Source organism: Nocardioides zhouii (assembly GCF_004137345.1).
GTDB lineage: Bacteria > Actinomycetota > Actinomycetes > Propionibacteriales > Nocardioidaceae > Nocardioides > Nocardioides zhouii.
Genome location: NZ_SDWV01000028.1, coordinates 12,239 through 35,904, shown reverse-complemented (window position 1 = coordinate 35,904; position 23,666 = coordinate 12,239). Strand labels below are relative to the sequence as shown.

Sequence of the window (23,666 nt, the reverse complement as noted above, 5' to 3'; positions counted from 1 at the left end):
GTCAGGCCACCTTCCGCTCGGACATGAGATCGGCGAAGCGGTCGAAGAGGTACGCCGCATCGTGCGGACCGGCCGCCGCCTCCGGGTGGTACTGCACGGAGAAGCTCGTCAGCGCGCCGTCGGCGTCACGGAGCTCGAGGCCCTCGACGACGTCGTCGTTGAGGCAGACGTGGCTCACGGTCACCTCACCGAACTCGGTCGTGGTGCTGCCCTCGAGCGGCGCGTCGACCGCGAAGCCGTGGTTGTGCGCGGTGACCTCGACCTTGCCCGTGGTGCGGTCCATCACCGGCTGGTTGATGCCGCGGTGGCCGTACTTCAGCTTGTAGGTGCCGAAGCCGAGCGCGCGGCCGAAGAGCTGGTTGCCGAAGCAGATCCCGAAGTAGGGGATGCCGGCGCGCAGGGCGCCCTGGAGCAGCTCGACCTGCGCGGTCGTGGCCGCCGGGTCGCCCGGGCCGTTGGAGAAGAAGAGCCCGTCAGGGCCAATGGCCTGCACCTCGGCGAGCGTGGCGGTCGCCGGGAGCACGTGCACCTCGATACCGCGCTCGCTCATCATGCGGGGCGTGTTGGCCTTGATGCCGAGGTCGATCGCGGCGACGGTGAACCGGCGCTGGCCCTGGGCCGGGACGACGTACGCCTCGGCGGTGGAGACGGCCTCGCTCAGGTTCGCGCCGGCCATCTCGCCCGACTGCAGCACCCGCTGCAGCAGGAGCGTGGGGTCGGCCTCGGTGGTCGAGATGCCGACGCGCATCGCGCCGCGCTCGCGCAGGTGGCGGGTGAGCGCGCGGGTGTCGACGCCGCTGATGCCGACGACGCCCTGGTCGCGGAGCTCGTCGCCGAGCCCGCGGACGCTGCGCCAGTTGGACGGCACGCGGGCGGGGTCGCGGACGACGTAGCCGGCCACCCAGATGCGCGAGGACTCCGGGTCCTCGTCGTTCATGCCGGTGTTGCCGACGTGCGGGGCCGTCATCACGACGACCTGGCGGTGATAGCTGGGGTCCGTCAGCGTCTCCTGGTAGCCGGACATGCCGGTGGAGAAGACCGCTTCGCCGAAGGTCTCGCCCTCGGCACCGAAGGACTCGCCGCGAAAGGTGCGGCCGTCCTCGAGGACCAGCAGTGCTGATCCGGGCGGGGCTGATCGGGACTGGGCTGGGGCAGGCAGAGCCATGCCGTACCTCCTTCTCCGCCTCACGGGACGGATCGTTAAAGGATGTTCGAACCGCCGCCGACCCTACCAGCGGAGCAGCCCCCGGAGGGCATCGTGTCCACCGGCCGGGGTGTGTCGAAGCGCTGACGCGCCCGCTGTCGCGCCCACCTGCTCGGACATGAACGTGGGCGTGCTCCACAACGCGGCACTGCCGTTCCTCGTCGAGTGCTCCGGCGGCACGGGGGCGGGCTCGCCCGACGTCCTCATCGCGTCCTGGCCCACGAAAGGCACCTTGAGCATCGCCCCGGGTGGCACCAGCACGGATGGTTGGGTCGTCTACACACCGGCCCCCGGTCAGTCGGGCCCGGACTCGTTCACCTACCGCGGAATTTCTCCTGGTAGCGGCAGCGGCGGCTCCGACGAGCTCAGCCCCGTCCGGACCGTGTCGATGGTCATCGGCGCGGGCACCGCGCCGACCTGCTGGGCCGACTCCCAGTCCGTGGCGCCCGGCACCTCCACCGTCCTGCGCCTGGTCTGTGATTCGGCAGGTGACCCGATCACGTCCCTCTCGATCACCCAGGCCCCGCAGCACGGGGCGCTCGGGATTGCGGACATCAACAGCGGCCGCGTGACCTATACACCTGGCACGGGATACACCGGACCGGACACCTTTTCCTTCCGCGCCACCAGCGTCTGTGGTGCCGCCTCGTGCCAGGCCGAGGTCGCTCCCTTCGACCTCACCGTGCTCCCAGCCCAGTCCGGGCCGCAGGGACCTGCTGGATCTGCGGGGCCGGCGGGTCCAGCGGGGCCGGCCGGGGAGAACGGCGCTGACGGAGCCACAGGCCCTGCCGGCGCGGCCGGTGCTGTCGGCGCCACCGGCCCGGCCGGGGCAGCGGGCGCGACCGGGCCGGTCGGACCGGCGGGACCCGTCACCCTGGTCGACCGACTCGCCGTCGTCTCGTCGACCGCGCGACTGACTGCCGTTGCCGGGCGCCGCGTCCGGCTGGCGTACGCACTCACCCGCGACGCGGGCGTCGTCCTCGAGGTGCGGCGCAACGGACGGCCGGTGGCCAGGGTCGTTCAGGCTGCGACTGCCGGACGCAGCACCATCACGTGGAACGGCAAGGTGCGCGGCCGACCGGCGCCCGACGGCAGGTACACGCTCGTCCTCACCGCGACAGTTGCTGGACAGCGGTCGAGCGACCAGGTCCTGCTCGTGGTGCGCCGCCTCTGACGTCGGCACGTGTCCCCCCGGCAGTCATCACCATTGAGTCAGGCCCAGCTCTGGTCCCTCCCAGCGGCGCCGCAGCCACCGGTCGTGGGAGGCCAGCACGACCCCGCCGGGTGCTGCGCCGAGTGCTTCCTCGAGCTCGCCGGCGAGGGCGAGCGAGACGTGGTTGGTCGGCTCGTCGAGCAGGAGCAGGTCGGGCGCGGCGGCGATCGCGACCGCCAGCTGCAGCCGCCGCCGCTGGCCGACCGACAGGCTGCCGACAGGCGTGCGGTGGTCGCGTGGGTGCAGCAGTCCGAGCTCGCGGAGGCGCGGCGGGTCGGCGAGGTCGCGGACAGCAGCGTCGTACGTCGCCAGCGCGGAGCGCGCCGGGTCGGAGGGACTCGGGTCCTGGGTGAGCTCGCGGACCGTGCGGGCGGAGACGTCGACCGAGCCGCGGGTGGCGGCCAGCCGCCCGGACAGGGCGCCCAGCAGGGTGGACTTGCCCGACCCGTTGGCTCCGGTGAGGAGCAGGTGCTCCCCCGCCGCGAGGTCGAGCCGGTCGACGCGCATCCGACCCGCGACCTCCACGTCGCGCGCCTGGACGAGCCGCCCGGACGCGGTGGTCGTCAGCTCACCTCGGAACCGTAGCGGCGCCGGTGGCTTGCCCAGCTGTTCGCGCTCGGCGATGTCGAGCCGTCGCTGCGCGTCCTTCTTGCGGCGGGCCAGGGTCTGGTCGACCCGACCGCCCTTCCACGAGTAGATGTACTTGTCGCCGTCGGTCGGGCCCCGATCGTGCGCGATCGCGCCGGTGCCGATCCGGGTGGCGGCGCGCAGGCGGGTGAGCTCCTCCTGCTGCTCGGCGTACGTCTGCTCCCAGCGCCGACGGGCCTCGGCGCGCGCGGCCTCGTACGCGCTCCAGCTGCCGCCGAACCGGCGCCCGCCGCTCCCGTCCGTGCCGAGCTCGCCGGCGTCGAGGTCGACGAGGTCCGTGCAGACGTCGTCGAGCAGCACCCGGTCGTGGCTCGCCAGCAGCACGACTCCCGGGAGTTCGAGCAGGAAGCCGGTCAGCACCTCGATCGCCTCGTCGTCGAGATGGTTGGTGGGCTCGTCGAGCAGCAGGCACGTCGGCCGGGTGGTCATGATCGTGGCGAGCGCGAGACGGGTGCGCTGACCTCCGGACAGCGTCCCCACGGCCCGCTCGGGATCGAGGTGGTCGAGCCCGAGCCGAGCGGCCGCGACGGACGCCCGGCGGTCGGCGTCCCACGCGTCGTGGGCGACCGCGAGCTCGAGGGCGCGCCCGTACGCCGCGGCGCCGACCGCGCTGCCCACCCCGGCCGCGAGCCGCTCGACGTCGGCCACCGCCGTGCGCAGGGGCGCGAGGGTCATCGCGAGGACCTCGGCGACGGTGGCCCGGTCCCGAAAGGGCGGCTCCTGCCCCAGCAGCACGAGGTCTGCGGGCGCCTCGATCGTCCCCGAGACCTGCGCGCGGTCGGGCAGCCGGCCAGCCACGGCCCGGAGCAGGGTGGACTTGCCGACGCCGTTCTCCCCGACGAGCCCGATCCGGCGGCCGGGCTGGGCGAGCAGGTCGATCCCGGTCAGGACGGCGCGGTCGGGGAAGGTGACGGACAGCCCGGCTACGACGAGCGGCGCGAGCGTGGTGGTCGGTTCGGACATGCGGTGGTCCTTCGGCGTCAGGAGGGTGACTCGCCGGGCAGGAGGGCGCACTGGTGCGCCGCCGCGGACGCGAGTCGGTTCAGTCCTGGATCCACATGGTGCGACCAGCCTAGGACCGAGGGCCCGAACGGCCCATTCATTTTGTGGCGCGTGCTGACACGCTGGGTCCATGCGTGTCGTCGAGCTCGAGCAGGGAGTCCGTGAGGTGCGGGAGCACTGCGGTGCGCTCGACCACGACCCGCGGGTGGTGACGAGCGGCAACTTCGCCTCCCCCGTGGCCCTGCTCGGTCCCTTGCTGACGGAGCTCCCTGCAGCCCGCCTCCACGCCCTCAACGCCCAGCCTGACCTGCCGATGCACGACGGGGTCGTGCCGGAGACGACGTTCGTCGGACCAGGCTTCCGGCGCCACCCCCGCCTGGCGTACGTCCCCTGCCGGCTGTCCATGGTGCCGCGGCTCTTCCACGGCCCACTGGCACCCGACGTGGTCGTCGTGCACACCACGACGCCGCGCAACGGACTGGTCTCGCTCGGGCTCGAGGTCAACGTCCTGCCCGCCGCCATCGAGGCCGCCCGCGAGCGGGGCGCGCTGGTGGTCGCGATGCTCAACCCCCGCATGCCGTGGACCTTCGGTGACGCGGAGGTGTCGGTCGAGGACCTCGACCTCGGTGTCGAGGTGGACGCACCCCTCACCACCCACACCGGTCGGGTGCCGGGCGACGACGCCCGGCTCATCGGGTCCCGGGTGGCCGCCGAGATCGGTGACGGGGCGACGCTGCAGGCGGGCATCGGCGAGGTCCCCGACGCGACGATCGCCGGAGTCCTCGAGCGCCGCGGACTGAAGATCTGGACCGAGATGTTCAGCGACGGTGTCCTCGTCCTCGAGGAGGCGGGGGCGCTCGACCGCGGCACCCCCGTGCGTACGTCGTTCGTCTTCGGCAGTCAGGAGCTCTACGACTGGGTCGACAACAACCCGCGGGTCCGGATGCTGCGGACCGAGACGACGAACTCGCCGGCCGAGATCGCGCAGCAGCCGGCGATGACCTCGATCAACACGGCCCTCCAGGTCGACCTGTTCGACCAGGCCAACGCGTCCCGGATCGGGGCACGCATCTACAGCGGGTTCGGCGGGCAGACCGACTTCACGGTCGGCGCGAGCCACTCGCCGGGTGGTCGGGCGTTCATGGCGCTGCGCAGCTGGCACCCGCGCGCCGACGTGTCGACGATCGTGCCGCTGGTCGACGAGCCGGTGACGTCGTTCCAGCACGGAGCGGTGGTGACCGAGCAGGGCATCGCATGGATGTGGGGGCGCAGCGAGCGCGAGCAGGCGCGCAACCTCATCCAGTACGCCGCCCACCCGAGCGTGCGCGAGGACCTGTGGGAGGAGGCGCGGGCGCTCGGCCTGGCCTAGGTCCAGCTCGCCCGCATCACGTCGTACGGCCCCGCCGGGCCGCCCTGGCCCTCCGGCACGACGTTGCGCATGACCATCGAGATGGTCGCCTCGCCGACGGTGACGTCGACCTCCCACCGCCACCCCGGTGCGTAGTCGTAGCCCACCGATCCTGAGGTCGTGTCGCCCGTCCCGGTCAGCAGCACGACGTCCGGCTGGTGCCAGCTGTCGACCCAGGACGCGGTGACGGTGCCATCGTCGCCGGCGACGCCGAGCACGAGGGTGCCCGTCTGCTCACCGTCCCGCGGGTGCCACCAGGTGTACGTCAGCAGCGTCGCCCGGCCGGCCGCCACCTCGTCGACGACCAGGCTGGACGGCGCCTCGGCGAGCTCGTCGGTCGGCATCAGCCGGAACGAGCACGTCCCCGTTCGCGTACGACGCGCGGCGCCGGGCGCCGTGGGTGCCACGAAGACGCAGAAGACGTGGCCGGCGGGACTGGCGTACGCCCGCAGCGGCTCGGCGGGGTCGTCGGTACGGTCGAGGCGGAGCTCGCCGCCCAGCGCGAGGACGCGCTCGTGGGCGGCGTCGAGGGCCTCGCGGTCGGGCACGGTGGTGTCGAGGTGGCTCACCGACGGGTGTCCAGGTTCCGGCCAGCTGCTCTCGGGCAGCGACTCGACCTCCTGGATCGCGAGGCAGCGGCGCCCGTCGTCGTGGATCAGCACCAGCCAGTCGGCATCCCCCGGCGCCTCGTCGCCGGGTCGGTAGACCAGGCGGAGCAACGTGCGCCAGAAATCCGCCTCCTGCCGCACGTCGCGGGCGTCGAGGACCGTGTGCAGCAGCAGCGGGACGTCGCTCATCCGTCGAACCTACGAGGTGTCAGGATCGATGTCATGACCCCTCTGCCGTGGATCCAGGTCTTCCTCGACTCACCGGTCGTCACCTTCGAGGAGGCCGTCGCCTTCTGGTCGGCCGCCACCGGGTGGCGCGTCTCCGAGCGACGCGGCGAGGACGGCCAGTTCCTCACGCTGCTGCCGGCGGCTGGGTCGGCGTACGTCAAGATGCAGGCCGTCGACGGTCCCGCGGGGCTCCACCTCGACCTCGACTCGGTCGACCGGCCGGCGACCATCGAGCAGGCGCGCGAGCTCGGCGCCACGACCGCCTGGACCTACCACGACGTCGAGGTGATGCGCTCCCCCGGCGGCTTCACGTTCTGCCAGACACTGCTCGCCGACCATCTCGACGACAGGCCCGTCCTGGTCCGCGACGGGTCCACGATCCTCGACCAGGTCTGCCTCGACATCCCGTCGTCGTCGTGGGACACGGAGGTTGCTTTCTGGCGCGACCTGACCGGCCGCGAGCTGCAGGAGGCGACCGCTCCCGGCTTTGCCCGTCTCGTGGCACCGGACCAGCCGCGCATCCTGCTCCAGCGCCTCGACGATCCCGACGGACCGGGCCGGGCGCACCCGGACCTCGCCACCGCCGACCGCGCCGCCGACACCGACCGCCATGTCCGGCTGGGCGCGACGGTGCGGGCGGTGCACGCCTACTGGTCCGTGCTGATGGCGCCCGGCGGCCAGGTCTACTGCCTCACCGACCGCGACCCGCGGACCGGTACGGTCACCCGGACGGTGTGACGCGACGCACGGCCCGCGGCCCGGTGAACATGCGTACTCTCGGTATGTGTCCTTCCACCGGAATGCCCTGTCCGCGCTCCTCGTCCTGACCCCCGTCGCCGTCGGCGCCGCCGCGGTACCGGCCCAGGCGGCGGGTCTCGTCATCCCCGTGCAGTGCGAGCTCGGGTCGGAGACCGTCCTGGCCTGGGACGACGTCGAGTACGACCTGCGCGGCCCCTGCGGCGTGGTCCGGCTGACCGGCGACGGGATGACCGTGACGATGCCGGGCGCGACGCGGCTGCTCGTGGACGGCGCCGGCAACACGGTGACCGCCAAGCCCCTGACCGAGGTACAGGTCGGCGGTGCCGACACCAGCATCACCGCCCCGAGCATCCGGTCGTTGGCGCTCAGTGGCGCCGGGTCGACGGTCACCGTCGCCGGGCTGGTCGAGCGCGCGGAGCTCACCAGCAGCTCCTCGTCGCTGACGGCGGACACGATCAACGCGCTCCGCGTGCGCGGGGCCGACACGGTCACGGCGCGCAAGGCGTACCGCACCCGGATCACCGGTGCCGGCAGCAGCGTCGCGCTCACCCGCGCCGTCCGCGTCGTCCTCACCGGGGACGGGAACACCGTCACCGTCACGCGAGGACGTACGACGGTCCGCGACCGCGGGGTCGACAACGTCCTCGACCTCCGGCCGCGCCGGGACTGACGAGGGTCAGTAGTCCGTCCCGCCCCGCAGCGGGCCGGGACGACCGTCGGGGTCGTGCACGTGTGACAGCGGGAGCTGCGCCAGCCGTGCCTGCCACGGACCGAGCTCCTCCAGCGGCAGCGTCCGCAGCCGCCCGGGCGGTCGCTCCCCCGTCCGTCCACCGTCGTGCCAGGCGTCGAGCGCGGCTGCCGAATGCTCGTAGGCGTCGTACATCGCGTACGGGTCGCGCAGGTCGTCGGTGTCGCCGGGCTCGCGGTCGAGGTGCTCGGCGGCCAGCTCGAGGCGCAGCGAGGTGGCGTAGTCCTCGTCGAGGACGACGCAGGACAGCTCGGAGTCGTGGGTCCAGGAGCGGCGGTTGAAGTTGTCCGAGCCGACGCTCGCCCAGACGTCGTCCATCACGCACACCTTGGCGTGGACGTAGACCGGCGTGCCGGCGTGGTTCTCGATGCCGTACGCCGCCACCCGACCGGGAGCGGCCTCGATCAGGGCCTTCAGCGCGCGGGTGCGTCCGAGGAGCTCGGCGGGCCGGGACAGCCTGCCGGCGACGTCGGGGTAGAGCGGGATCACCACGACCACGCGCAGCTCCGGGTGCTCGCGCAGCGCGGGCAGGAACGTGCCTGCGACGTCGTCGCCCCAGAAGTACTGGTCCTCGACGTAGACCAGCCGTCGCGCCCGGCGTACGGCCTTGGTGTAGCCGCGGGCCACGGAGCGCTCGCCGCCCCGGGCGAAGGGGTAGTCGCGCCCGTGCCGGAGGTTCGGGTAGGTGCGCAACAGCTGCACGCGGTGCGCCCCGGCCACGGGCGGCGGAGGCGACTGCGGAGGCAGCGGGTCCGGGCTGGTGTCGAGGCGGCGCAGCCGGTCGGCCCACTGCCGCAGCGGGCTGCGGCTCAGGGGCGTCGGGTCCTCCCACCGCTCGCGGAAGACGGTCTCGACGGCATGCACGGCGGGGCCCTGCACCCGGACCTGGACGTCGTGCCACGGCGGGCGGTCGCCGTACTCGTCGGCGAGGGGGTCGGACTGCGGGTCACCCCGGTGCTCGGCGTCGTCGCGCCGGCTGTGGGCGAGGTCGATCCCGCCGATCCAGGCGACGTCGCGCGACGGGTCGTCGCGGTGGCGGATCACCACGAACTTCTGGTGGTGCGAGCCGCCGGCGCGCACCCGCATGTCGAGGAGCACCTCGGCGCCGCGCTGCTGCAGGCGCTCCCCGAGGTGGCGGTTCTCGGCGGCGAAGAACCCGGTCTGGTCGAGGTGCGAGCGCCAGACCAGGCCGCGGACGTCGACCCCGCGCTCGTCGGCCGAGCCCAGCACCTCGAGCACCTCGCTGCCAGGCTCGCCGGTGAGCCGCTCGTCGGCGTCACCCTGCCAGTCGGTGAAGAGGACCAGGTCACCGGGCTCGGTGGCCAGGAGCCGGGCGTGGAGGTCGGCGAAGTACGCCGAGCCGTGCACCAGCGGCGTGACGAGGTTGCCGTCGAGCCAGGCGGTGCCGTCGTCGCACTGCTGGTCGATCACCGTGTCTGCGTTGGCACGTTCGCTCGCGGTGAGCAGCCAGTCCGCGGGGTCGGTCACCCTCGGAGCATGTCAGGCCAGGGCGCCGTCGCGCACCGTCACCCGGCCGGCGTACACCGTGTGCACGACCCGCGAGGTCAGCCCGCGGCCGTGCCAGGGGTTGTTGCGTGACAGCGAGGCGGACGCGTCCCGGTCGACCGTGACAGCCGCATCGGGGTCGACCAGCACGACGTGCGCGGGCGACCCGGCGGCCAGCGGTCGGCCCTGGTCGGCCAGCCCCGCGATCCGGGCCGGGGTCGTCGACATGACCCGCGCGACGTCGCTCCACGACAGGTCCGGAAGCGCCGTACGGACGACGCCCAGTGCGGTCTCGAGGCCGACCATCCCGAAGGCCGCGTCGACGAAGGCGTGCTCCTTGTCGTGGCGGGCGTGCGGCGCGTGGTCGGTCGCGACCGCGTCGATCGTGCCGTCGCGCAGCGCTTCGCGCAGGGCGTCGACGTCCTCCTGCGGGCGCAGCGGCGGGTTGACCTTGTAGGTCGGGTCGTAGCCGGTGAGCAGGTCGGTGGTGAGCAGCAGGTGGTGCGGCGTGACCTCGGCGGTGACATCGATCTTCTGCGCCTTGGCCCAGCGGAGCACCTCGACGGAGCCGGCCGTCGAGACGTGCGCGACGTGGACGCGCGAGCCGGTGTGGCGGGCGAGCATCACGTCGCGGGCCACGATGACCTCCTCCGCGATGCCGGGCCAGCCGGGAAGTCCGAGCCGGCCGGAGAGCTCACCCTCGTGGCAGCAGGCCGCCGGACCGGCGAGCGACGGGTCCTGGGAGTGCTGGGACACCACGCCGCCGAACGCCTTGACGTACTCCAGCGCTCGGCGCATCACCCGGGCGTCGTGGACGCACTTGCCGTCGTCGGAGAAGACGGTCACGCCGGCGCGCGAGCGGTGCATCAGACCGAGCTCGGCGAGCTCCTCGCCGGCCAGACCGCGAGTCACCGCGCCGACGGGCTCCACGTGCACCAGCCCCGCCTCGCGGCCGAGCTCCCAGACCCGGGTCGCTGCCTCGGCGGTGTCGGTCACGGGCGAGGTGTTGGCCATCGCCAGGATCGCGGTGTAGCCGCCGAGTGCGGCTGCCTGCGACCCGGTGAGCACGGTCTCGGCGTCCTCGCGGCCGGGCTCGCGCAGGTGGGTGTGCAGGTCCACGAGCCCGGGCAGGGCGACCAGCCCGTCGGCGTCGATCGTCTCGGCGCCGTCCAGCGCCGAGTCGACGAACATCCCGCTGTCATCGACGTACAGGTCGCAAGCCTGCTCACCGAGGAGCGCGGCTCCCTTGATCACCAGAGACATCAGGCTTCCTCTCCTGCCAGCAAGTGGTAGAGCACGGCCATCCGGATCGCCAGCCCGCTGGAGACCTGCTCCAGCACGACCGACTGGGCTGCGTCGGCGGCGTCGGCGGCGATCTCGAGGCCGCGGTTCATCGGTCCGGGGTGGCAGATCGGCACGTCCGGCTTGAGCAGCGCCAGCCGGTTGCGGGTCAGGCCGTAGCCGACGGTGTACTCCCGCGCGCTGGGGAAGAACGCGCCCGACATCCGCTCGCGCTGCACCCTCAGCATCATCACGGCGTCCGCCTCGGGCAGCACGGCGTCGAGGTCGTACGACGTCTCGAACCCGGCCGCGGCCGACCACGCGGCGATGCCGCTGGGCATCAGCGTCGGGGGCGCCACGACGGTGACGCGGGCCCCGAGCTTGGTCAGGCACTGGACGTTGGAGCGGAAGACCCGGCTGTGGGTCAGGTCGCCGATGATCGCGACGTGCCGGCCCTCGAGTGAGCCGAGCCGGCGCTGCAGCGTGTAGGCGTCGAGCAGTGCCTGGGTGGGGTGCTCATGCGTGCCGTCGCCGGCGTTGACCACCGAGGCGTCGACCCACTCGCTGACCTGGACCGCGGCACCGCTGGCCGGGTGGCGGATGACGAGTCCGTCGACGCCCATCGCGCAGACGGTGAGCACGGTGTCGCGCAGGCTCTCGCCCTTCGACGTGCTCGAGCCCTTGGCGCTGACGTTGATCACGTCGGCGGAGAGCCACTTCCCCGCGATCTCGAACGACGAGCGGGTGCGGGTGGAGTCCTCGAAGAACATGTTCACGACCGTGCGGCCGCGGAGCGCGGGCAGCTTCTTGACCTCGCGGCGCTGCACGTCGTGCATGTCGGCGGCGGTGGCGAACAGGGACTCGATCTCGTCGACCGAGAGGTCGTCGATGGACAGCAGGTGCTTCACGAGATCGTCACCTCGTCGGTGCCGTCGATCTCGGCAAGCCGTACGCTCACGCGCTCGGCGAGGGCGCTGGGCAGGTTCTTGCCGACGTGGTCGGCGCGGATCGGGAGCTCGCGGTGGCCGCGGTCGACCAGGACCGCGAGGCGTACGGCGGAGGGGCGGCCGAGGTCGGCGAGCGCGTCCAGCGCGGCGCGGATGGTGCGTCCGGAGAAGAGCACGTCGTCGACGAGCACGACCACCTTGCGATCGATGCCGCCGGGCGGGAGCGCGGTCTTGTGCGCGCGCCGGGTCGGCTGCGAGCGGAGATCGTCGCGGTACATCGTGACGTCGAGCTCGCCCACCGCGACGGGAGCGCCCTCGACGGCGGCGATCTTGTCCGCGATGCGCCGCGCGAGCGGTACCCCGCGGGTGTGGAGGCCGAGCAGCACCAGGTCGGTGGCGCCCTTGTTGCGCTCGAGCAGCTCGTGGGAGATCCGGGTCAGCGCCCGGGAGATGTCACGGGCGTCGAGGACGGTGCGGTCCGACCTCGTCGGGTCGGTGTCAGGGTCAGCCATCTGCTCGCCGGACCTCCTTCTCCGCCTCACGGGACGGCTCGTTAAAGGATGTCGATCGACGCAGACCCTACAGGTGACCGGGCGCTTCGTGCCGGTCAGGCAGATCGACCGGGCACTTCGTGCCCGTCATGCGGAACGAAGTGCCCGGTCAGCCGCCGAGACGGGCACGAAGCGCCCGGTCAGCGCTCGAGGATCGCCACGACTCCCTGGCCGCCGGCGGCGCAGATGGTGATCAGGGCACGGCCCCCCTTGCCGGTCGACTCAGCCTTCTGAGCGAGCAGCTTGGCGGCGACGGGGACGATCCGGCCGCCGGTGGCGGCGAACGGGTGCGCGGCGGCGAGCGAGGAGCCGTTGACGTTGAGCTTGTCGCGGTCGATCGTGCCCAGCGGCGCGTCGAGGCCGAGGCGCTCCCGGCAGAACACCGGGTCCTCCCAGGCGGCGAGGGTCGAGAGCACCTGCGAGGCGAACGCCTCGTGGATCTCGTAGTAGTCGAAGTCCTGCAGCGTCAGCCCGTTGCGCGCCAGCATCCGCGGAACCGCGTACGCCGGAGCCATCAGGAGGCCCTCGTGACCGTTGACGTAGTCGACGGCTGCGGTCTCGGCGTCGACGAGGTGTGCCAGCACGGGCAGGCCGCGCTCCTCGGCCCACTCGTCGCTCGAGAGCAGCACCGCGGAGGCGCCGTCGGAGAGCGGCGTGCTGTTGCCTGCGGTCATCGTCGCCGCGGCTCCCTTGCCGAAGACCGGCTTGAGGGTGGCGAGCTTCTCGACCGACGAGTCCGGGCGCATGTTGTTGTCGCGCTCGACGCCGCGGAACGGCGTGATCAGGTCGTCGTGGAAGCCCTCGTCGTAGGACCGGGCGAGGTTGTGGTGCGACCGCGCGGCCAGCTCGTCCTGCGCCTCGCGGGTGATCCGCCACTCCAGCGCCGTGAGGGCCGCGTGCTCGCCCATCGAGAGGCGCGTACGGGGCTCGCCGTTCTGCGGGATGTCGAGGCCGATGTCGCCGGGCCGGATGGCGCCCAGCGCCTTGAGCCGGCTGGCGGTGTCCTTGGCCGAGTTCACCTTCATCAGCTTCTTGCGGAGCTTGTCGCTGATCGCCACGGGAGCGTCGGACGTGGTGTCGGTGCCACCGGCGACGCCGACGTCGATGACGCCCAGCGCGATCTTGTTGGCCACCTGGATGGCCGCCTGCAGCCCGGTGCCGCAGGCCTGCTGGATGTCGGTGGCAGGCGTCTCGGGCGCGAGCTTCGAGCCGAGCACCGACTCGCGGGTGAGGTTGAAGTCGCGCGAGTGCTTGAGCACGGCGCCGGCGACGACCTCGCCGAGGCGCTCGCCCTGGAGGTCGAAGCGGTCCGCGAGGCCGTCGATCGCCGCGGTGAGCATCTCCTGGTTGGAGACCCCGGCGTACACCGAGTTGGACCGGGCGAACGGGATGCGGTTGCCGCCGATGACGGCGACGGGACGGGTGGTGGGCTGCATGTTCCTATCCTTGCCGGGTGGGGTGCCCCGCGCCAACGGGGTGAGGGGCACGTCACGAAATGTGGACTCGCAGTTGCACAGTGAGTTACATCCATCACCGCCAGATTTCCGACCATCCGTCGAAGAGGGATCCCCGTCACCATGAGCGACCGCTACCAGGGCTTCGTGTCCACCTCGATCGGCCAGCTGTTCGTCAAGAACCTCGGCCTCCCCAACCCGACCGAGCTCGAGCGCTGGACCGACGGCGCGCCGCTGGTCGACGGCGTCGTGGTGCTCGGCGGCACCGGACGCCTCGCCGAGGTGCTGCCCACCACGCTCGACGGGCTCGGCATCGCCTCGACCACGTCCCTCGCCGACGGCGGCCGCGCCAAGGCCCTCGTCCTCGACGCCACCGGCATCGTCGACACCGCCGGTCTGAGCGCGCTGCAGGAGTTCTTCACGCCCCTCATGCGCCGCCTCGACACCTGCCCGCGGGTCGTCGTCATCGGTACGCCGCCGGAGCTGACGTCGGGCTCCGAGCGGGTCGCGCAGCGCGCGCTCGAGGGCTTCACCCGCTCGCTCGGCAAGGAGATCGGCCGCGGCGGGGCCGTCCAGCTCGTGTACGTCGCGCCGGCCGCCGACGGTGCGATCAGCTCGACCCTCGCGTTCCTCCTCTCCCCCAAGTCGGCGTACGTCTCGGGCCAAGTCGTCCGCATCGGCGCGCACGGCTCGACCTCGACCGACCAGGTCGACGACTGGACCCGGCCCCTCGCCGGGAAGATCGCCCTCGTCACCGGCGCCAGCCGCGGCATCGGCGAGGAGATCGCCCGGGTGCTGCACCGCGACGGCGCGACCGTCGTCGGCGTCGACGTGCCGCAGGCCGCGAGCGAGCTCCAGACCCTCATGGCCGAGCTCGAGGGCGACCACCTCGTCCTCGACATCACCGCCATGGACGCGCCGCAGCGCATCGCCCACCACCTCCGCGAGCACCACGGCGGCGTCGACGTGGTCGTGCACAACGCCGGCATCACCCGCGACAAGAAGCTCGCCAACATGGCCGAGGACCGCTGGAGCAGCGTCATCGCGGTCAACCTCACCGCGCCCGAGCTGATCACCCGCGAGCTCCTCGATGCCGGCGTGATCAACACCGGCGGCCGCGTCATCGGCGTCGCGTCGATCGCCGGCATCGCCGGCAACGTCGGCCAGACGAACTACGCGACCTCGAAGGCCGGCGTCATCGGCCTGGTCGAGAGCCTGCGCGACGAGCTCACCGACGGCATCACCGTCAACGCGGTAGCACCCGGGTTCATCATCACCCAGATGACCGCGGCCGTTCCGTTCGCGACCCGTGAGGTCGGCCAGCGCCTCAACGCGATGTCGCAGGGCGGCCTGCCGGTCGACGTGGCCGAGACCATCGCCTGGTTCGCCAGTGCCGGCTCGGGCGCGGTCAACGGCAACGTCGTGCGCGTCTGCGGTCAGATGATGCTGGGCGCCTGATGGCCACGACTCCGAAGGTCCTCGACGGCGAGCCCGGTGGGCTCAGCACGCTGGTGCGCGCAGCCCTGCCCGTGGTGCCCGGTCTCAACCAGCTGCCCGGTGTACGCAAGGGATCGGCGGCCGACTTCACCGGGCTCGCCTTCCGCCGCGAGGGTGTGGTCGCCGAGCGGCCCCGCGTCGATGCGTACGCGGCCGTGTGCGGCTTCCCCCGCAAGGACGTCGTCCCCCTCACCTATCCGCACATGCTGGCGTTCCCGCTGCACATGGCGATCATGAGCGACCCGGGCTTCCCCTATCCCGCGATCGGCATGGTGCACGTCGAGAACACGATCACCGCGCACCGCGCGATCGGCGTCGGCGAGGTGCTCGACGTCGTGACCGAGGTCGGGGCAGCGCGACCCCACGCCAAGGGCGTGCTGCTCGACTTCGTCACCACTGTCGCCGCCGGCACCGACATCGTGTGGGAGTCGACGTCGACCTACCTGCGCCGCGGCCGCACCGTCGACGGCGACGCCGCCGTCGGCCTGGTGATCACCGACCCGCCGTCCGGTGGCGTCGAGTGGCGGCTGCCCGCCAACCTCGGGCGCACGTACGCCTCGGTGTCGGGGGACGCCAACCCGATCCACCTCTACCCGCTGACGGCCAAGGCGCTCGGCTTCCCGCGCCAGATCGCCCACGGCATGTGGACCAAGGCGCGCTCGATCGCCGCGATCGAGAACCGGCTGCCCGAGGCGGTGACCGTCGAGGTCGCCTTCAAGAAGCCGGTCTTCCTCCCCGGCACGGTCGCCTTCGCGGCGCGCCAGGGCGACGCCGGCTGGACATTCGCGCTGACCAGCCCCAAGGACGGCTCGCCGCACCTGGTCGGACGTACGTCGACCCCGTGATACCTGAGGACGTTATGGACGGGATCGACCCCGAGATCCGTTCACCACGTCCTCAGATATCTGGGTCGAGGCGATAAATGCGTTGAACTACACGCCGCGCTCGCGCTAGGGGCGGGGTTCGCGCACCCGGATGAGGCCCTCCTGGGCCACCGTCGCGACCAGCTCGCCCGTACGGGAGAAGACCCGCGCGAGCGCCAGACCGCGACCGCCACCCGCAAACGGGGAGAACTGGTCGTAGAGCCACCAGTCGTCGACGCGGAACGGCCGGTGGAACCAGATGGTGTGGTCGAGCGAGGCCGGCTGCAGGCGCGGCGAGGCGATGTGGATGCCGTGCGGCACGAGTGCCGCGCCGAGCAGCGTCAGGTCGCTGGCATAGGTGAACGCCGCGGTCTGGACCGTCGGGTCGTCCGACAGGGTGCCGTCGACCTTGATCCAGAGCCGGGCGCGCGCCGGGTGCTCGGGGTCGTCGGGGATGCCGCGGCCGGTCACGCCGACGTGGCGGATGTCGAGCGCCGCCCACTCGCGCTCCCAGTGCTCGGCCGCCTCGGGTCCGCGCTCGCGGGCCAGCTCGACCAGCGGCATGCCGTGCTCGGGACCCACCACGTCGGGCATCTGGTCCTGGTGCTCGAGGCCCGGCTCGGGGATCTGGAAGTTGGCGGTCATGTAGTAGATCGGACGGCCGTGCTGGCGGGCGGACACCCGTCGTGTTGCGAAGCTCCGCCCGTCGCGGATGCGCTCGACGTCGTACACGATCGGCACCGTGGTGTCGCCTGGCCGGAGGAAGTAGGAGTGCAGCGAGTGGAGGACGAACTCGCCCTCGACGCTGCGGGTGGCGGCCACCACGGCCTGCGCGGCCACCTGGCCCCCGAACACGCGCTGCCGCTCCGTACGCGCCTGCGCGCCCCGGAACAGGTCGACCTCCAGCTGCTCGAGCTCGAGCAGCGTGACGAGCTCAGCGGCCGACCCGGCCATCAGCGGCCGTCCCAGCCGGCGCCCGAGTCGTCGCCGTCCTTGGACTGGTCGTCGAGCTCGGCGAGGAACGCCTCGAAATCGCGGCCGATCTCTTCGCCCGTGGGCAGGGTGCCGTCGCTGGCGAGCAGCGACGTGCCCGCGGCCTCGGCCTCGCGGAAGGAGTCGTACTGCTGCTCCAGTCCGCGTACGACGTCGCCGACCTCGTCGTGGGAGGAGAGATAGCGGTCGACCTCGGTCTCCGTGATCTCCGCGGCCTCGCGGAGCTCACCCAGGTCGATGGTGAGCCGGGCGCCGATCTCGAGGTGCTCGAGCAGCACCAGCGCGGCCTGGGGGTACTCCATCTGCGCGAGGTAGTGCGGGATGTGGGCGACGAAGCCGAGCGCGTCGTGACCCCACTCCCCCAGCCGGATCTCGAGCAGCGCCTGGGCGCTCGCCGGGACCCGCAGCTCGCCCTGCCACGGGCTCTCGCCGGGGACCAGCTCGGGCCGGTTGGCGTGGGGCGTGATCGCGATCGGACGGGTGTGCGGCACGGCCATCGGCACGGCACCGAGGCTGACGACCCGCGAGACGCCGAAGTGCTCGACCACCTCGCGCACGGCCCGCGCGAAGGCCTCCCACCGGATGTCGGGCTCGGGTCCGGTCAGCAGCAGGTACGGAGTGCCGCCGGCGTCGCGAAGCGCGCGCACCACCAGCCGCGGTGCCTCGTAGTCGGTGTAGTGGTCGCGTACGAACGTCATCGGCGGGCGGCGGGCGCGGTAGTCGTGCAGCGCGTCGACGTCGAAGGTGGCCACGACCTTGCCGCCGCCGTCGGAGCCCCCGGCGAGGTGGTTCGCGGCGAGCTCGGCGGACTTGCCCGCGTCGAGGAATCCGGTGAGCACACTGACGAGCGTCAGGTCACCGGCCTCCGCCAGTACCTCGGCGTCGTCGACGATGTGCACGAGTCTGTCGGCCATGCCTCAACCCTAGTGACTGATCTCGAGGACCCGGCCACCAGTGACCCGACACACACCGGCGGTGCTGGGCAGGCGTTGTTACCGAGGGGTAACCTGACGGCGTCCCGTCACCGCCAGCCCAGGAGTGTCCGTGCCCCGTCCCCAGCGTGAGGTCGTCTTCGTCGACGGCGTGCGCACACCGTTCGGCAAGGCCAAGGGCCAGTACGCCGAGACCCGTGCCGATGATCTCGTCATCAAGTGCATCACCGACCTGATGCGCCGCAACCCGTCGCTGCCGCCCGAGCGCATCGACGAGGTCGCCCTCGCGGCCACGACCCAGATCGGCGACCAGGGCCTCACCCTCGGGCGCACCGCCGCGCTGCTGGCCGGACTGCCGCAGAGCGTCCCTGGCTACTCCATCGACCGCATGTGCGCCGGCGCGATGACCGCGGTGACCAACGTCGCGTCGGGCATCGCCTTCGGGGCGTACGACGTCGCGATCGCCGGCGGCGTCGAGCACATGGGCCGCCACCCGATGGGCGAGGGCGTCGACCCCAACCCGCGCATCCTGTCCGAGCGGATCGTCAACCCTGACGCGCTCGTGATGGGCAAGACGGCCGAGAACCTGCACGACCGTTACCCCACGATCACCAAGCAGCGGGTCGACGCGTACGCCGTCCGCAGCCAGCAGAAGACCAAGGCGGCGTACGACGCCGGCAAGATCCAGCCCGACCTGGTGCCCGTCGCGACCCGCTCGGCCGAGGCCGGCTGGGGCCTGGCCACGCTCGACGAGCCGATGCGCCCCGAGACGACCATGGAGTCGCTCGCCGGCCTCAAGACGCCGTTCCGCTCGCACGGCAACGTGACCGCGGGCAACGCCGCCGGCATCAACGACGGCGCCACCGCCGCGCTGCTCGCCGACGAGGAGACCGCCCGCGAGCTCGGCCTGCCGGTCAAGATGCGCCTGGTCACCTACGCCTTCGTGGGGGTCGAGCCCGAGGTGATGGGTGCGGGCCCGATCCCCGCCACGGAGAAGGCGCTGCGCCTCGCCGGCCTGACGATCGACGACATCGGGGCCTTCGAGGTCAACGAGGCGTTCGCCGTGCAGGTGCTGGCGTTCCTCGAGCACTACGGCATCGCCGACGACGACGCCCGGGTGAACCCCTACGGCGGCGCGATCGCGATGGGCCACCCGCTGGCCTCGTCCGGCGTACGCCTGATGAACCAGCTCGCGGCCGCGTTCGAGGAGCGCCCCGAGGTCCGCTACGGCCTCACCACCATGTGCATCGGCATCGGCATGGGCGGCACCGTGATCTGGGAGAACCCCCACTGGACCGGCACCTCGGACGGAGAGACCAAGTGAGCACCATCTTTGAGCGCGCGCAGGCGATCGTCGCGGGCGGCGAGCGTGTGACACAGGCCCACCTGCGCCGCGTCAGCCTCCCCGGCGCCACGATCGGGCTGATCACCCTCGACAACGGCGAGGACCACACCAGGCCCAACACGTTCGGCCCGGCCGGGCTGCTGTCCCTGAACACGGCGATCGACGCGGCCTTGGCCGACGAGACGATCGACGCGATCGCGGTCACCGGCAAGCCGTTCATCCTCGCTGCGGGCGCCGACCTCACGTCCATCCAGGGCGGTGGCCCCGACGCCGTACGCATCGTGGCCGAGCTCGGCCACGCGGTCTTCCGCAAGCTGGGCGAGGGCGGCAAGCCGTCGTTCGGCCTGGTCAACGGCCTCGCGCTCGGTGGAGGGCTCGAGGTGGCGCTGCACTGCACCTACCGCACCGTCATGGACTCCGCGCCCGCGCTCGGGCTGCCCGAGGTGATGCTCGGCCTCGTCCCCGGCTGGGGCGGCGCATGGCTCGTGCCCAACCTCGTCGGCGCCGACAAGGCCGTCACCCTGATCCTCGAGAACCCGCTCAACCAGGGCAAGACCCTCGGCGGGCAGGCGGCGTACGACCTCGGGCTCGCCGACGCGGTGTTCAACGGAGCCGACTTCCTGGAGCAGTCGCTGCTCTGGGCCGCCTCCGTGCTGCGGGGCGACGTCGTCGTCGAGCGGCCCGAGGTGGACCGCGGCGAGGCGTGGGACGCAGCCGTCGTACGTGCCGAGGGCATCGTCGCCGCTCGGACCGGTGGCGGCTCGCCGGCCGCGACGAAGGCCGTCGAGCTGATCGCCGCAGCACGCGACACCGACCGTGACACGGGCTTCGCGGCCGAGGACGACGCGCTGCACGCGCTGTCGCAGACGGCCGCGCTGCTCGCCTCCCTTTACTCCTTCGACCTCGTGCAGAAGCGGGCCAAGCGGCCCGCCGGTGCTCCGGACAAGGCGCTCGCGCGACCGGTCACCAAAGTCGGCATCGTGGGCGCGGGCCTGATGGCCAGCCAGCTGGCGCTGCTCTTCGTACGCCGCCTCGAGGTCCCCGTCGTGCTCACCGACCTCGACCAGGAGCGCGCCGACAAGGGCGTGGGCTACGTGCACGCCGAGATCGACAAGCTGCTCGCCAAGGGCAGGATCAACCAGGACAAGGCCAACCGCCACAAGGCGCTGGTGTCGGGCGAGACCGACAAGCAGGTCGCCTTCGGCGACGCCGACTTCGTGATTGAGGCCGTCTTCGAGGAGATGTCGGTGAAGAAGACCGTCTTCGCCGACGTGGAGAAGGTCGTCTCGGCCGAGTGCGTGCTGGCGACCAACACGTCGTCGCTGTCGATCACCGAGATGGCCGCCGACCTCCAGCACCCGGAGCGGGTCGTGGGCTTCCACTTCTTCAACCCGGTCGCGGTGATGCCGCTGCTGGAGATCGTCACGGGCGAGCAGACCGACGACGCGACCCTGGCGACGGCGTTCGCGACCAGTCGCACGCTCAAGAAGACGAGCATCCTGGTCAAGGACAGCCCGTCGTTCATCGTGAACCGACTGCTCGGCCGCTTCATGAGCGAGGTCGGCCGCATCGTCGACGAGGGCACGCCGGTCCAGGTGGCCGACAACGCGTTCGCCGGCATCGCGCCGATGCCGCCGTTCGTGCTGCTCTCGCTCGTCGGACCGGCGATCGCGCTGCACAACAACGAGGCGCTCAAGGGTGCGTTCCCCGACCGCTTCTACGTCTCCCCCGCCCTCGAGCGGATGGTCGCGGCTCGCAAGACCAGCTACTACGGCCCGGACGGGTCGCTCGACCCTGAGGTCGAGGCGCTGCTGGAGAAGCCGACGTCGCCGGTGGTGCTCACCGCTGAGGAGGTCCGCGAGAAGACCCTCGCCGGGCTCGCCGAGGAAGCGCGCCTGATGCTGGACGAGGGCGTCGTCGCGGCTCCCCAGGACATCGACCTGGCGATGATCACCGGCGCCGGCTTCTCGTTCTGGAACGGAGGCCTGACCTTCATGCTCGATGTCCAGGGCATCTCGGAGAAGGCGACCGGCCGCCGCTTCCACTGACCGCTGCGCCCGAGGTTCACGTCCCAAACTGGAGCCTCACCCCCGAAACTTCGGGGGTGAGGCTCCAGTTTCCCCGGGTACCCGGGGATCGCGACATGGGCGAAGCAGACCCGCGAGCGTCAGATCGCCCGGTCGCCGACCGGGATGTGCTTGTCGTACTCGCCCCGCCCGAGCCGGCTGTGGGAGCGGCCGTAGGCGAAGTAGACGACCAGGCCGATCAGCATCCAGACCCCGAACCGCACCCAGGTCTCGCCGATCAGGTTCAGCATCAGGTAGAAGCAGAGCAGCACCGAGAGCGTCGCGACGACCGGTGCGGCGGGCGTACGGAAGGCGCGTGGCAGCTCGGGACGCGTACGACGCAGGACGAGCACACCCACGCTGACCAGCATGAAGGCGAACAGGGTGCCGATGCTGACCAGGTCGCCCAGGGTGGCGAAGTCGACGAAGCCCGACAGGAGCGCGACGCCGACGCCGGTGATGGCCGTGAGCCGGTAGGGCGTGCCGAAGGTGGGGTGCACCTTGGCCAGCGACGTCGGCAGCAGGCCGTCGCGCGCCATGGCGAAGGCAACGCGGGTCTGCCCCATCATCAGGATCAGCACCACGACGGTCAGTCCGATCGTCGCGCCGACGGCGATGATGTTGGCGATCCACTCGACCCCCGCCTTGTCGAAGGCGGTGGCGAGGGGCGCCGGGTCATTGGGGTCGATGGTGTCGTAGGACTGCATGCCGGTGATGACGAAGCAGACGGCGATGTAGAGCACGGTCACGATCGCGAGCGAGCCGAGGATGCCGATGGGCACGTCGCGCTGCGGGTTCTTCGTCTCCTCCGCGGTCGTCGCGACCACGTCGAAGCCGATGAAGGCGAAGAAGACGATCGCTGCTCCCGCGATCACGCCGCCGATGCCGAAGACCGCCGGTTCCATGCCGAAGATCGACGTGATCAGCGGCGACTTCCAGAATGACGCCTCGCCGCCGCCGGAGGGCTGGCTCGGCGGGATGAACGGCGTGTAGTTGGCGGTCTTGATGTAGCCGATGCCCATCACGATGACGAGGCCGACGACCGTCAGCTTGATCGCGACGATGACCTGGTTGATCCGGCTCGACAGCTTGATGCCACCGATCAGCACGGCGGCGACGAGCAGCGAGATCACCACAGCGGGCAGGTTGACGATCCCGTCGCTGGCCGAGGCGAGCGACGCGGGGATCTCGAGCGGCGTGCCCTCGAGGACGTTCTGGAGGTAGCCCGAGAACCCGGCGGCGAGCGCGGACGCGCCGACGGTGAACTCCAGCACCAGGTCCCAGCCGATGATCCAGGCGATCAGCTCGCCGAAGGTGGCGTAGGAGAACGTGTACGCGCTGCCGGCGACCGGGACCGTCGAGGCGAACTCGGCGTAGCAGAGGGCCGCGAGAGCGCACGCCAGTCCGGCGACGAGGAACGACAGCGCGATGGCCGGGCCGGCGTTCGTCGCGGCGACCAGCCCGGTGTAGACGAAGATCCCGGCCCCGATGATGACGCCGACGCCGAAGATGGTGAGGTCGAGCGCGCCCAGGTTCTTCTTCAGGCGATGCTCGGGCTCCTCGGTCTCGGCGATCGACTGCTCGACTGACTTCGTGCGGAAGACGCTCATCCCAGCAACCTAGAACCGGCACGCGGCGTACGTCGAGCCGGGGTGCGGGTTCAGAGCGTGGCGGCGAGCCAGGCGGACGTACGCTCCCACGCGAGACGCGAGGCCTCGGCGTCGTAGAGGAAGAAGTCGGGGTTGTCGAAGGCGTGGTCGGCCGTCTCGTAGCCGTGCCACGTGACGTTGGGCAGCGGCTCGAGGAGGCCCTGGATCTGCTCCACGACCGGCCTGGTGAGGAACTGGTCGGTCATGCCGAACTGGTGCAGCGACGGAGCGGTGACCGCCTCGGGGCCGACGACCGTCACGCGCGGGTCGGCCTCGACGACGCCGAGCAGGTCGGGCAGTGCGGAGCCGTAGTAGCTGACGAGTGCATCGACCTGGGTCCGGGCTGCCACGTCGAAGGCGAGCCCGCCCCCGAAGCAGAAGCCCATGACTCCGACCCCACCCGTCACCTCGTCGCGCTGCCGGAGGACGTCGAGGCCGGCGATGCTGTCTCCCACGGCCGCCGCCCAGTCCACGTCGTTGAGGAGACCGAAGGCGATGTCCATGGCGTCGGGACCTTCCGCGACACGCGAGACGCCCTGCCGCCACCAGATCTCGGGCGCGACCACGACGTAGCCGAGGTCGGCGAGGTCCTGGGCGCGCCGCTCGATGTAGGGGCTGATGCCGAAGATCTCCTGCAGCAGCAGGACTCCCGGACCGGAGCCCGACGCTGGGAGCCACAGGTGGGCGGGCATCGCGCCGCCGGAGGTCGGGACCGTCAGTCGAGTGCTCGTCACGTCGCCAACCTAGCGGCGTACGACCGCGGC

At 71.8% G+C, this 23,666-nt stretch carries 20 protein-coding genes; 8 read left to right on the top strand and 12 right to left on the bottom strand.

Features of this window, described 5'->3' with window-relative positions; translation table 11 throughout:
• Window position 1: 1 nt before the first annotated feature.
• Window positions 2-1,165 carry a glutamine-hydrolyzing carbamoyl-phosphate synthase small subunit gene (gene carA / locus EUA94_RS20010; RefSeq protein ID WP_129428614.1) on the bottom strand — a complete coding sequence of 388 codons (1,164 nt, stop codon included), beginning with the start codon at window positions 1,163-1,165 and terminating at the stop codon, window positions 2-4.
• Window positions 1,166-1,334: 169 nt separating this feature from the next.
• On the opposite strand from carA, the gene EUA94_RS20005 reads away from it, so the two are divergent.
• Window positions 1,335-2,378 carry an Ig-like domain-containing protein gene (locus EUA94_RS20005; RefSeq protein ID WP_129428613.1) on the top strand — a complete coding sequence of 348 codons (1,044 nt, stop codon included), beginning with the start codon at window positions 1,335-1,337 and terminating at the stop codon, window positions 2,376-2,378.
• Window positions 2,379-2,405: 27 nt separating this feature from the next.
• Here EUA94_RS20005 and EUA94_RS20000 read toward each other — a convergent pair whose 3' ends face one another.
• A complete protein-coding gene (locus EUA94_RS20000; protein ID WP_129428612.1) occupies window positions 2,406-4,028 on the bottom strand; it encodes an ABC-F family ATP-binding cassette domain-containing protein in 1,623 nt (540 codons plus the stop codon).
• Between the two features lie 244 nt (window positions 4,029-4,272).
• On the opposite strand from EUA94_RS20000, the gene EUA94_RS19995 reads away from it, so the two are divergent.
• A complete protein-coding gene (locus EUA94_RS19995; protein ID WP_242495057.1) occupies window positions 4,273-5,436 on the top strand; it encodes an acetyl-CoA hydrolase/transferase family protein in 1,164 nt (387 codons plus the stop codon).
• Here EUA94_RS19995 and EUA94_RS22290 read toward each other — a convergent pair.
• Window positions 5,433-6,272 (bottom strand): VOC family protein, encoded by an 840-nt coding sequence (locus EUA94_RS22290; protein WP_165357063.1) that lies wholly within the window; start codon window positions 6,270-6,272, stop codon window positions 5,433-5,435. The two genes, EUA94_RS19995 and EUA94_RS22290, sit on opposite strands and share 4 nt — an antisense overlap.
• A gap of 33 nt (window positions 6,273-6,305) precedes the next feature.
• Between EUA94_RS22290 and EUA94_RS19985 the strand changes: the two genes are divergently transcribed.
• Together EUA94_RS19985 and EUA94_RS19980 are read left to right on the top strand one after the other, a co-directional pair.
• A complete protein-coding gene (locus tag EUA94_RS19985; RefSeq protein WP_129428610.1) occupies window positions 6,306-7,049 on the top strand; it encodes a VOC family protein in 744 nt (247 codons plus the stop codon).
• A 46-nt stretch (window positions 7,050-7,095) separates the two neighbouring features.
• A complete protein-coding gene (locus EUA94_RS19980) occupies window positions 7,096-7,740 on the top strand; it encodes a DUF3060 domain-containing protein (protein ID WP_129428609.1) in 645 nt (214 codons plus the stop codon).
• Window positions 7,741-7,746: 6 nt separating this feature from the next.
• Here EUA94_RS19980 and EUA94_RS19975 read toward each other — a convergent pair whose 3' ends face one another.
• The 5 genes from EUA94_RS19975 to EUA94_RS19955 all read right to left on the bottom strand — a co-directional run bounded on the left by EUA94_RS19975 (window position 7,747) and on the right by EUA94_RS19955 (window position 13,539).
• Window positions 7,747-9,306: a phospholipase D family protein gene (locus EUA94_RS19975; RefSeq protein WP_129428608.1), complete on the bottom strand. Its 1,560-nt coding sequence runs from the start codon at window positions 9,304-9,306 to the stop codon at window positions 7,747-7,749.
• Window positions 9,307-9,318: 12 nt separating this feature from the next.
• On the bottom strand, window positions 9,319-10,587 hold the full coding sequence (locus tag EUA94_RS19970; RefSeq protein WP_129428607.1) for a dihydroorotase: 1,269 nt from the start codon (window positions 10,585-10,587) through the stop codon (window positions 9,319-9,321).
• On the bottom strand, window positions 10,587-11,513 hold the full coding sequence (locus EUA94_RS19965; RefSeq protein WP_129428606.1) for an aspartate carbamoyltransferase catalytic subunit: 927 nt from the start codon (window positions 11,511-11,513) through the stop codon (window positions 10,587-10,589). The genes EUA94_RS19970 and EUA94_RS19965 overlap by 1 nt, the downstream gene beginning before the upstream one ends.
• A complete protein-coding gene (gene pyrR, locus EUA94_RS19960) occupies window positions 11,510-12,064 on the bottom strand; it encodes a bifunctional pyr operon transcriptional regulator/uracil phosphoribosyltransferase PyrR (protein WP_129428605.1) in 555 nt (184 codons plus the stop codon). Before pyrR ends, EUA94_RS19965 begins: the two co-directional genes overlap by 4 nt.
• A 179-nt stretch (window positions 12,065-12,243) precedes the next feature.
• Entirely contained in the window at window positions 12,244-13,539 is a 1,296-nt protein-coding gene (locus EUA94_RS19955) for an acetyl-CoA C-acetyltransferase (protein WP_129428604.1), read from the bottom strand.
• Window positions 13,540-13,680: 141 nt separating this feature from the next.
• Here EUA94_RS19955 and EUA94_RS19950 point away from each other — a divergent pair, with 141 nt between their 5' ends.
• Together EUA94_RS19950 and EUA94_RS19945 are read left to right on the top strand one after the other, a co-directional pair.
• Complete coding sequence (locus EUA94_RS19950; protein ID WP_129428603.1) at window positions 13,681-15,015, top strand: 3-oxoacyl-ACP reductase; 1,335 nt, start codon at window positions 13,681-13,683, stop codon at window positions 15,013-15,015.
• On the top strand, window positions 15,015-15,899 hold the full coding sequence (locus tag EUA94_RS19945) for a MaoC/PaaZ C-terminal domain-containing protein (protein ID WP_129428602.1): 885 nt from the start codon (window positions 15,015-15,017) through the stop codon (window positions 15,897-15,899). The genes EUA94_RS19950 and EUA94_RS19945 overlap by 1 nt, the downstream gene beginning before the upstream one ends.
• A gap of 105 nt (window positions 15,900-16,004) precedes the next feature.
• Here EUA94_RS19945 and EUA94_RS19940 read toward each other — a convergent pair whose 3' ends face one another.
• The gene (locus EUA94_RS19940) at window positions 16,005-16,871 is read right to left on the bottom strand and encodes an acyl-CoA thioesterase (RefSeq protein WP_129428601.1); all 867 of its coding nucleotides are present in this window, start codon (window positions 16,869-16,871) and stop codon (window positions 16,005-16,007) included.
• Window positions 16,871-17,824, bottom strand: coding sequence for a PAC2 family protein (locus EUA94_RS19935; RefSeq protein WP_129428600.1), 954 nt, complete (start codon window positions 17,822-17,824; stop codon window positions 16,871-16,873). Before EUA94_RS19935 ends, EUA94_RS19940 begins: the two co-directional genes overlap by 1 nt.
• 130 nt (window positions 17,825-17,954) lie before the next feature.
• Here EUA94_RS19935 and EUA94_RS19930 point away from each other — a divergent pair, with 130 nt between their 5' ends.
• Together EUA94_RS19930 and EUA94_RS19925 are read left to right on the top strand one after the other, a co-directional pair.
• Window positions 17,955-19,166 (top strand): thiolase family protein, encoded by a 1,212-nt coding sequence (locus EUA94_RS19930; RefSeq protein ID WP_129428599.1) that lies wholly within the window; start codon window positions 17,955-17,957, stop codon window positions 19,164-19,166.
• Window positions 19,163-21,235 carry a 3-hydroxyacyl-CoA dehydrogenase NAD-binding domain-containing protein gene (locus EUA94_RS19925; protein WP_207210656.1) on the top strand — a complete coding sequence of 691 codons (2,073 nt, stop codon included), beginning with the start codon at window positions 19,163-19,165 and terminating at the stop codon, window positions 21,233-21,235. The genes EUA94_RS19930 and EUA94_RS19925 overlap by 4 nt, the downstream gene beginning before the upstream one ends.
• A gap of 119 nt (window positions 21,236-21,354) precedes the next feature.
• Here EUA94_RS19925 and EUA94_RS19920 read toward each other — a convergent pair whose 3' ends face one another.
• On the bottom strand, window positions 21,355-22,863 hold the full coding sequence (locus tag EUA94_RS19920) for an amino acid permease (RefSeq protein WP_129428598.1): 1,509 nt from the start codon (window positions 22,861-22,863) through the stop codon (window positions 21,355-21,357).
• Between the two features lie 50 nt (window positions 22,864-22,913).
• Entirely contained in the window at window positions 22,914-23,636 is a 723-nt protein-coding gene (locus EUA94_RS19915; protein ID WP_242495055.1) for a dienelactone hydrolase family protein, read from the bottom strand.
• Between the last annotated feature and the right edge of the window lie 30 nt (window positions 23,637-23,666).

Excerpts from the sequence above, each read along its gene's own strand:
- carA (WP_129428614.1), bottom strand. The coding sequence starts at position 1,165 with ATGGCTCTGCCTGCCCCAGCCCAGTCCCGATCAGCCCCGCCCGGATCA.
- EUA94_RS20000 (WP_129428612.1), bottom strand. The coding sequence starts at position 4,028 with ATGTCCGAACCGACCACCACGCTCGCGCCGCTCGTCGTAGCCGGGCTG.
- EUA94_RS22290 (WP_165357063.1), bottom strand. The coding sequence starts at position 6,272 with ATGAGCGACGTCCCGCTGCTGCTGCACACGGTCCTCGACGCCCGCGAC.
- EUA94_RS19985 (WP_129428610.1), top strand. The coding sequence starts at position 6,306 with ATGACCCCTCTGCCGTGGATCCAGGTCTTCCTCGACTCACCGGTCGTC.
- EUA94_RS19970 (WP_129428607.1), bottom strand. The coding sequence starts at position 10,587 with ATGTCTCTGGTGATCAAGGGAGCCGCGCTCCTCGGTGAGCAGGCTTGC.
- pyrR (WP_129428605.1), bottom strand. The coding sequence starts at position 12,064 with ATGGCTGACCCTGACACCGACCCGACGAGGTCGGACCGCACCGTCCTC.
- EUA94_RS19955 (WP_129428604.1), bottom strand. The coding sequence starts at position 13,539 with ATGCAGCCCACCACCCGTCCCGTCGCCGTCATCGGCGGCAACCGCATC.
- EUA94_RS19950 (WP_129428603.1), top strand. The coding sequence starts at position 13,681 with ATGAGCGACCGCTACCAGGGCTTCGTGTCCACCTCGATCGGCCAGCTG.
- EUA94_RS19945 (WP_129428602.1), top strand. The coding sequence starts at position 15,015 with ATGGCCACGACTCCGAAGGTCCTCGACGGCGAGCCCGGTGGGCTCAGC.
- EUA94_RS19940 (WP_129428601.1), bottom strand. The coding sequence starts at position 16,871 with ATGGCCGGGTCGGCCGCTGAGCTCGTCACGCTGCTCGAGCTCGAGCAG.
- EUA94_RS19935 (WP_129428600.1), bottom strand. The coding sequence starts at position 17,824 with ATGGCCGACAGACTCGTGCACATCGTCGACGACGCCGAGGTACTGGCG.
- EUA94_RS19920 (WP_129428598.1), bottom strand. The coding sequence starts at position 22,863 with ATGAGCGTCTTCCGCACGAAGTCAGTCGAGCAGTCGATCGCCGAGACC.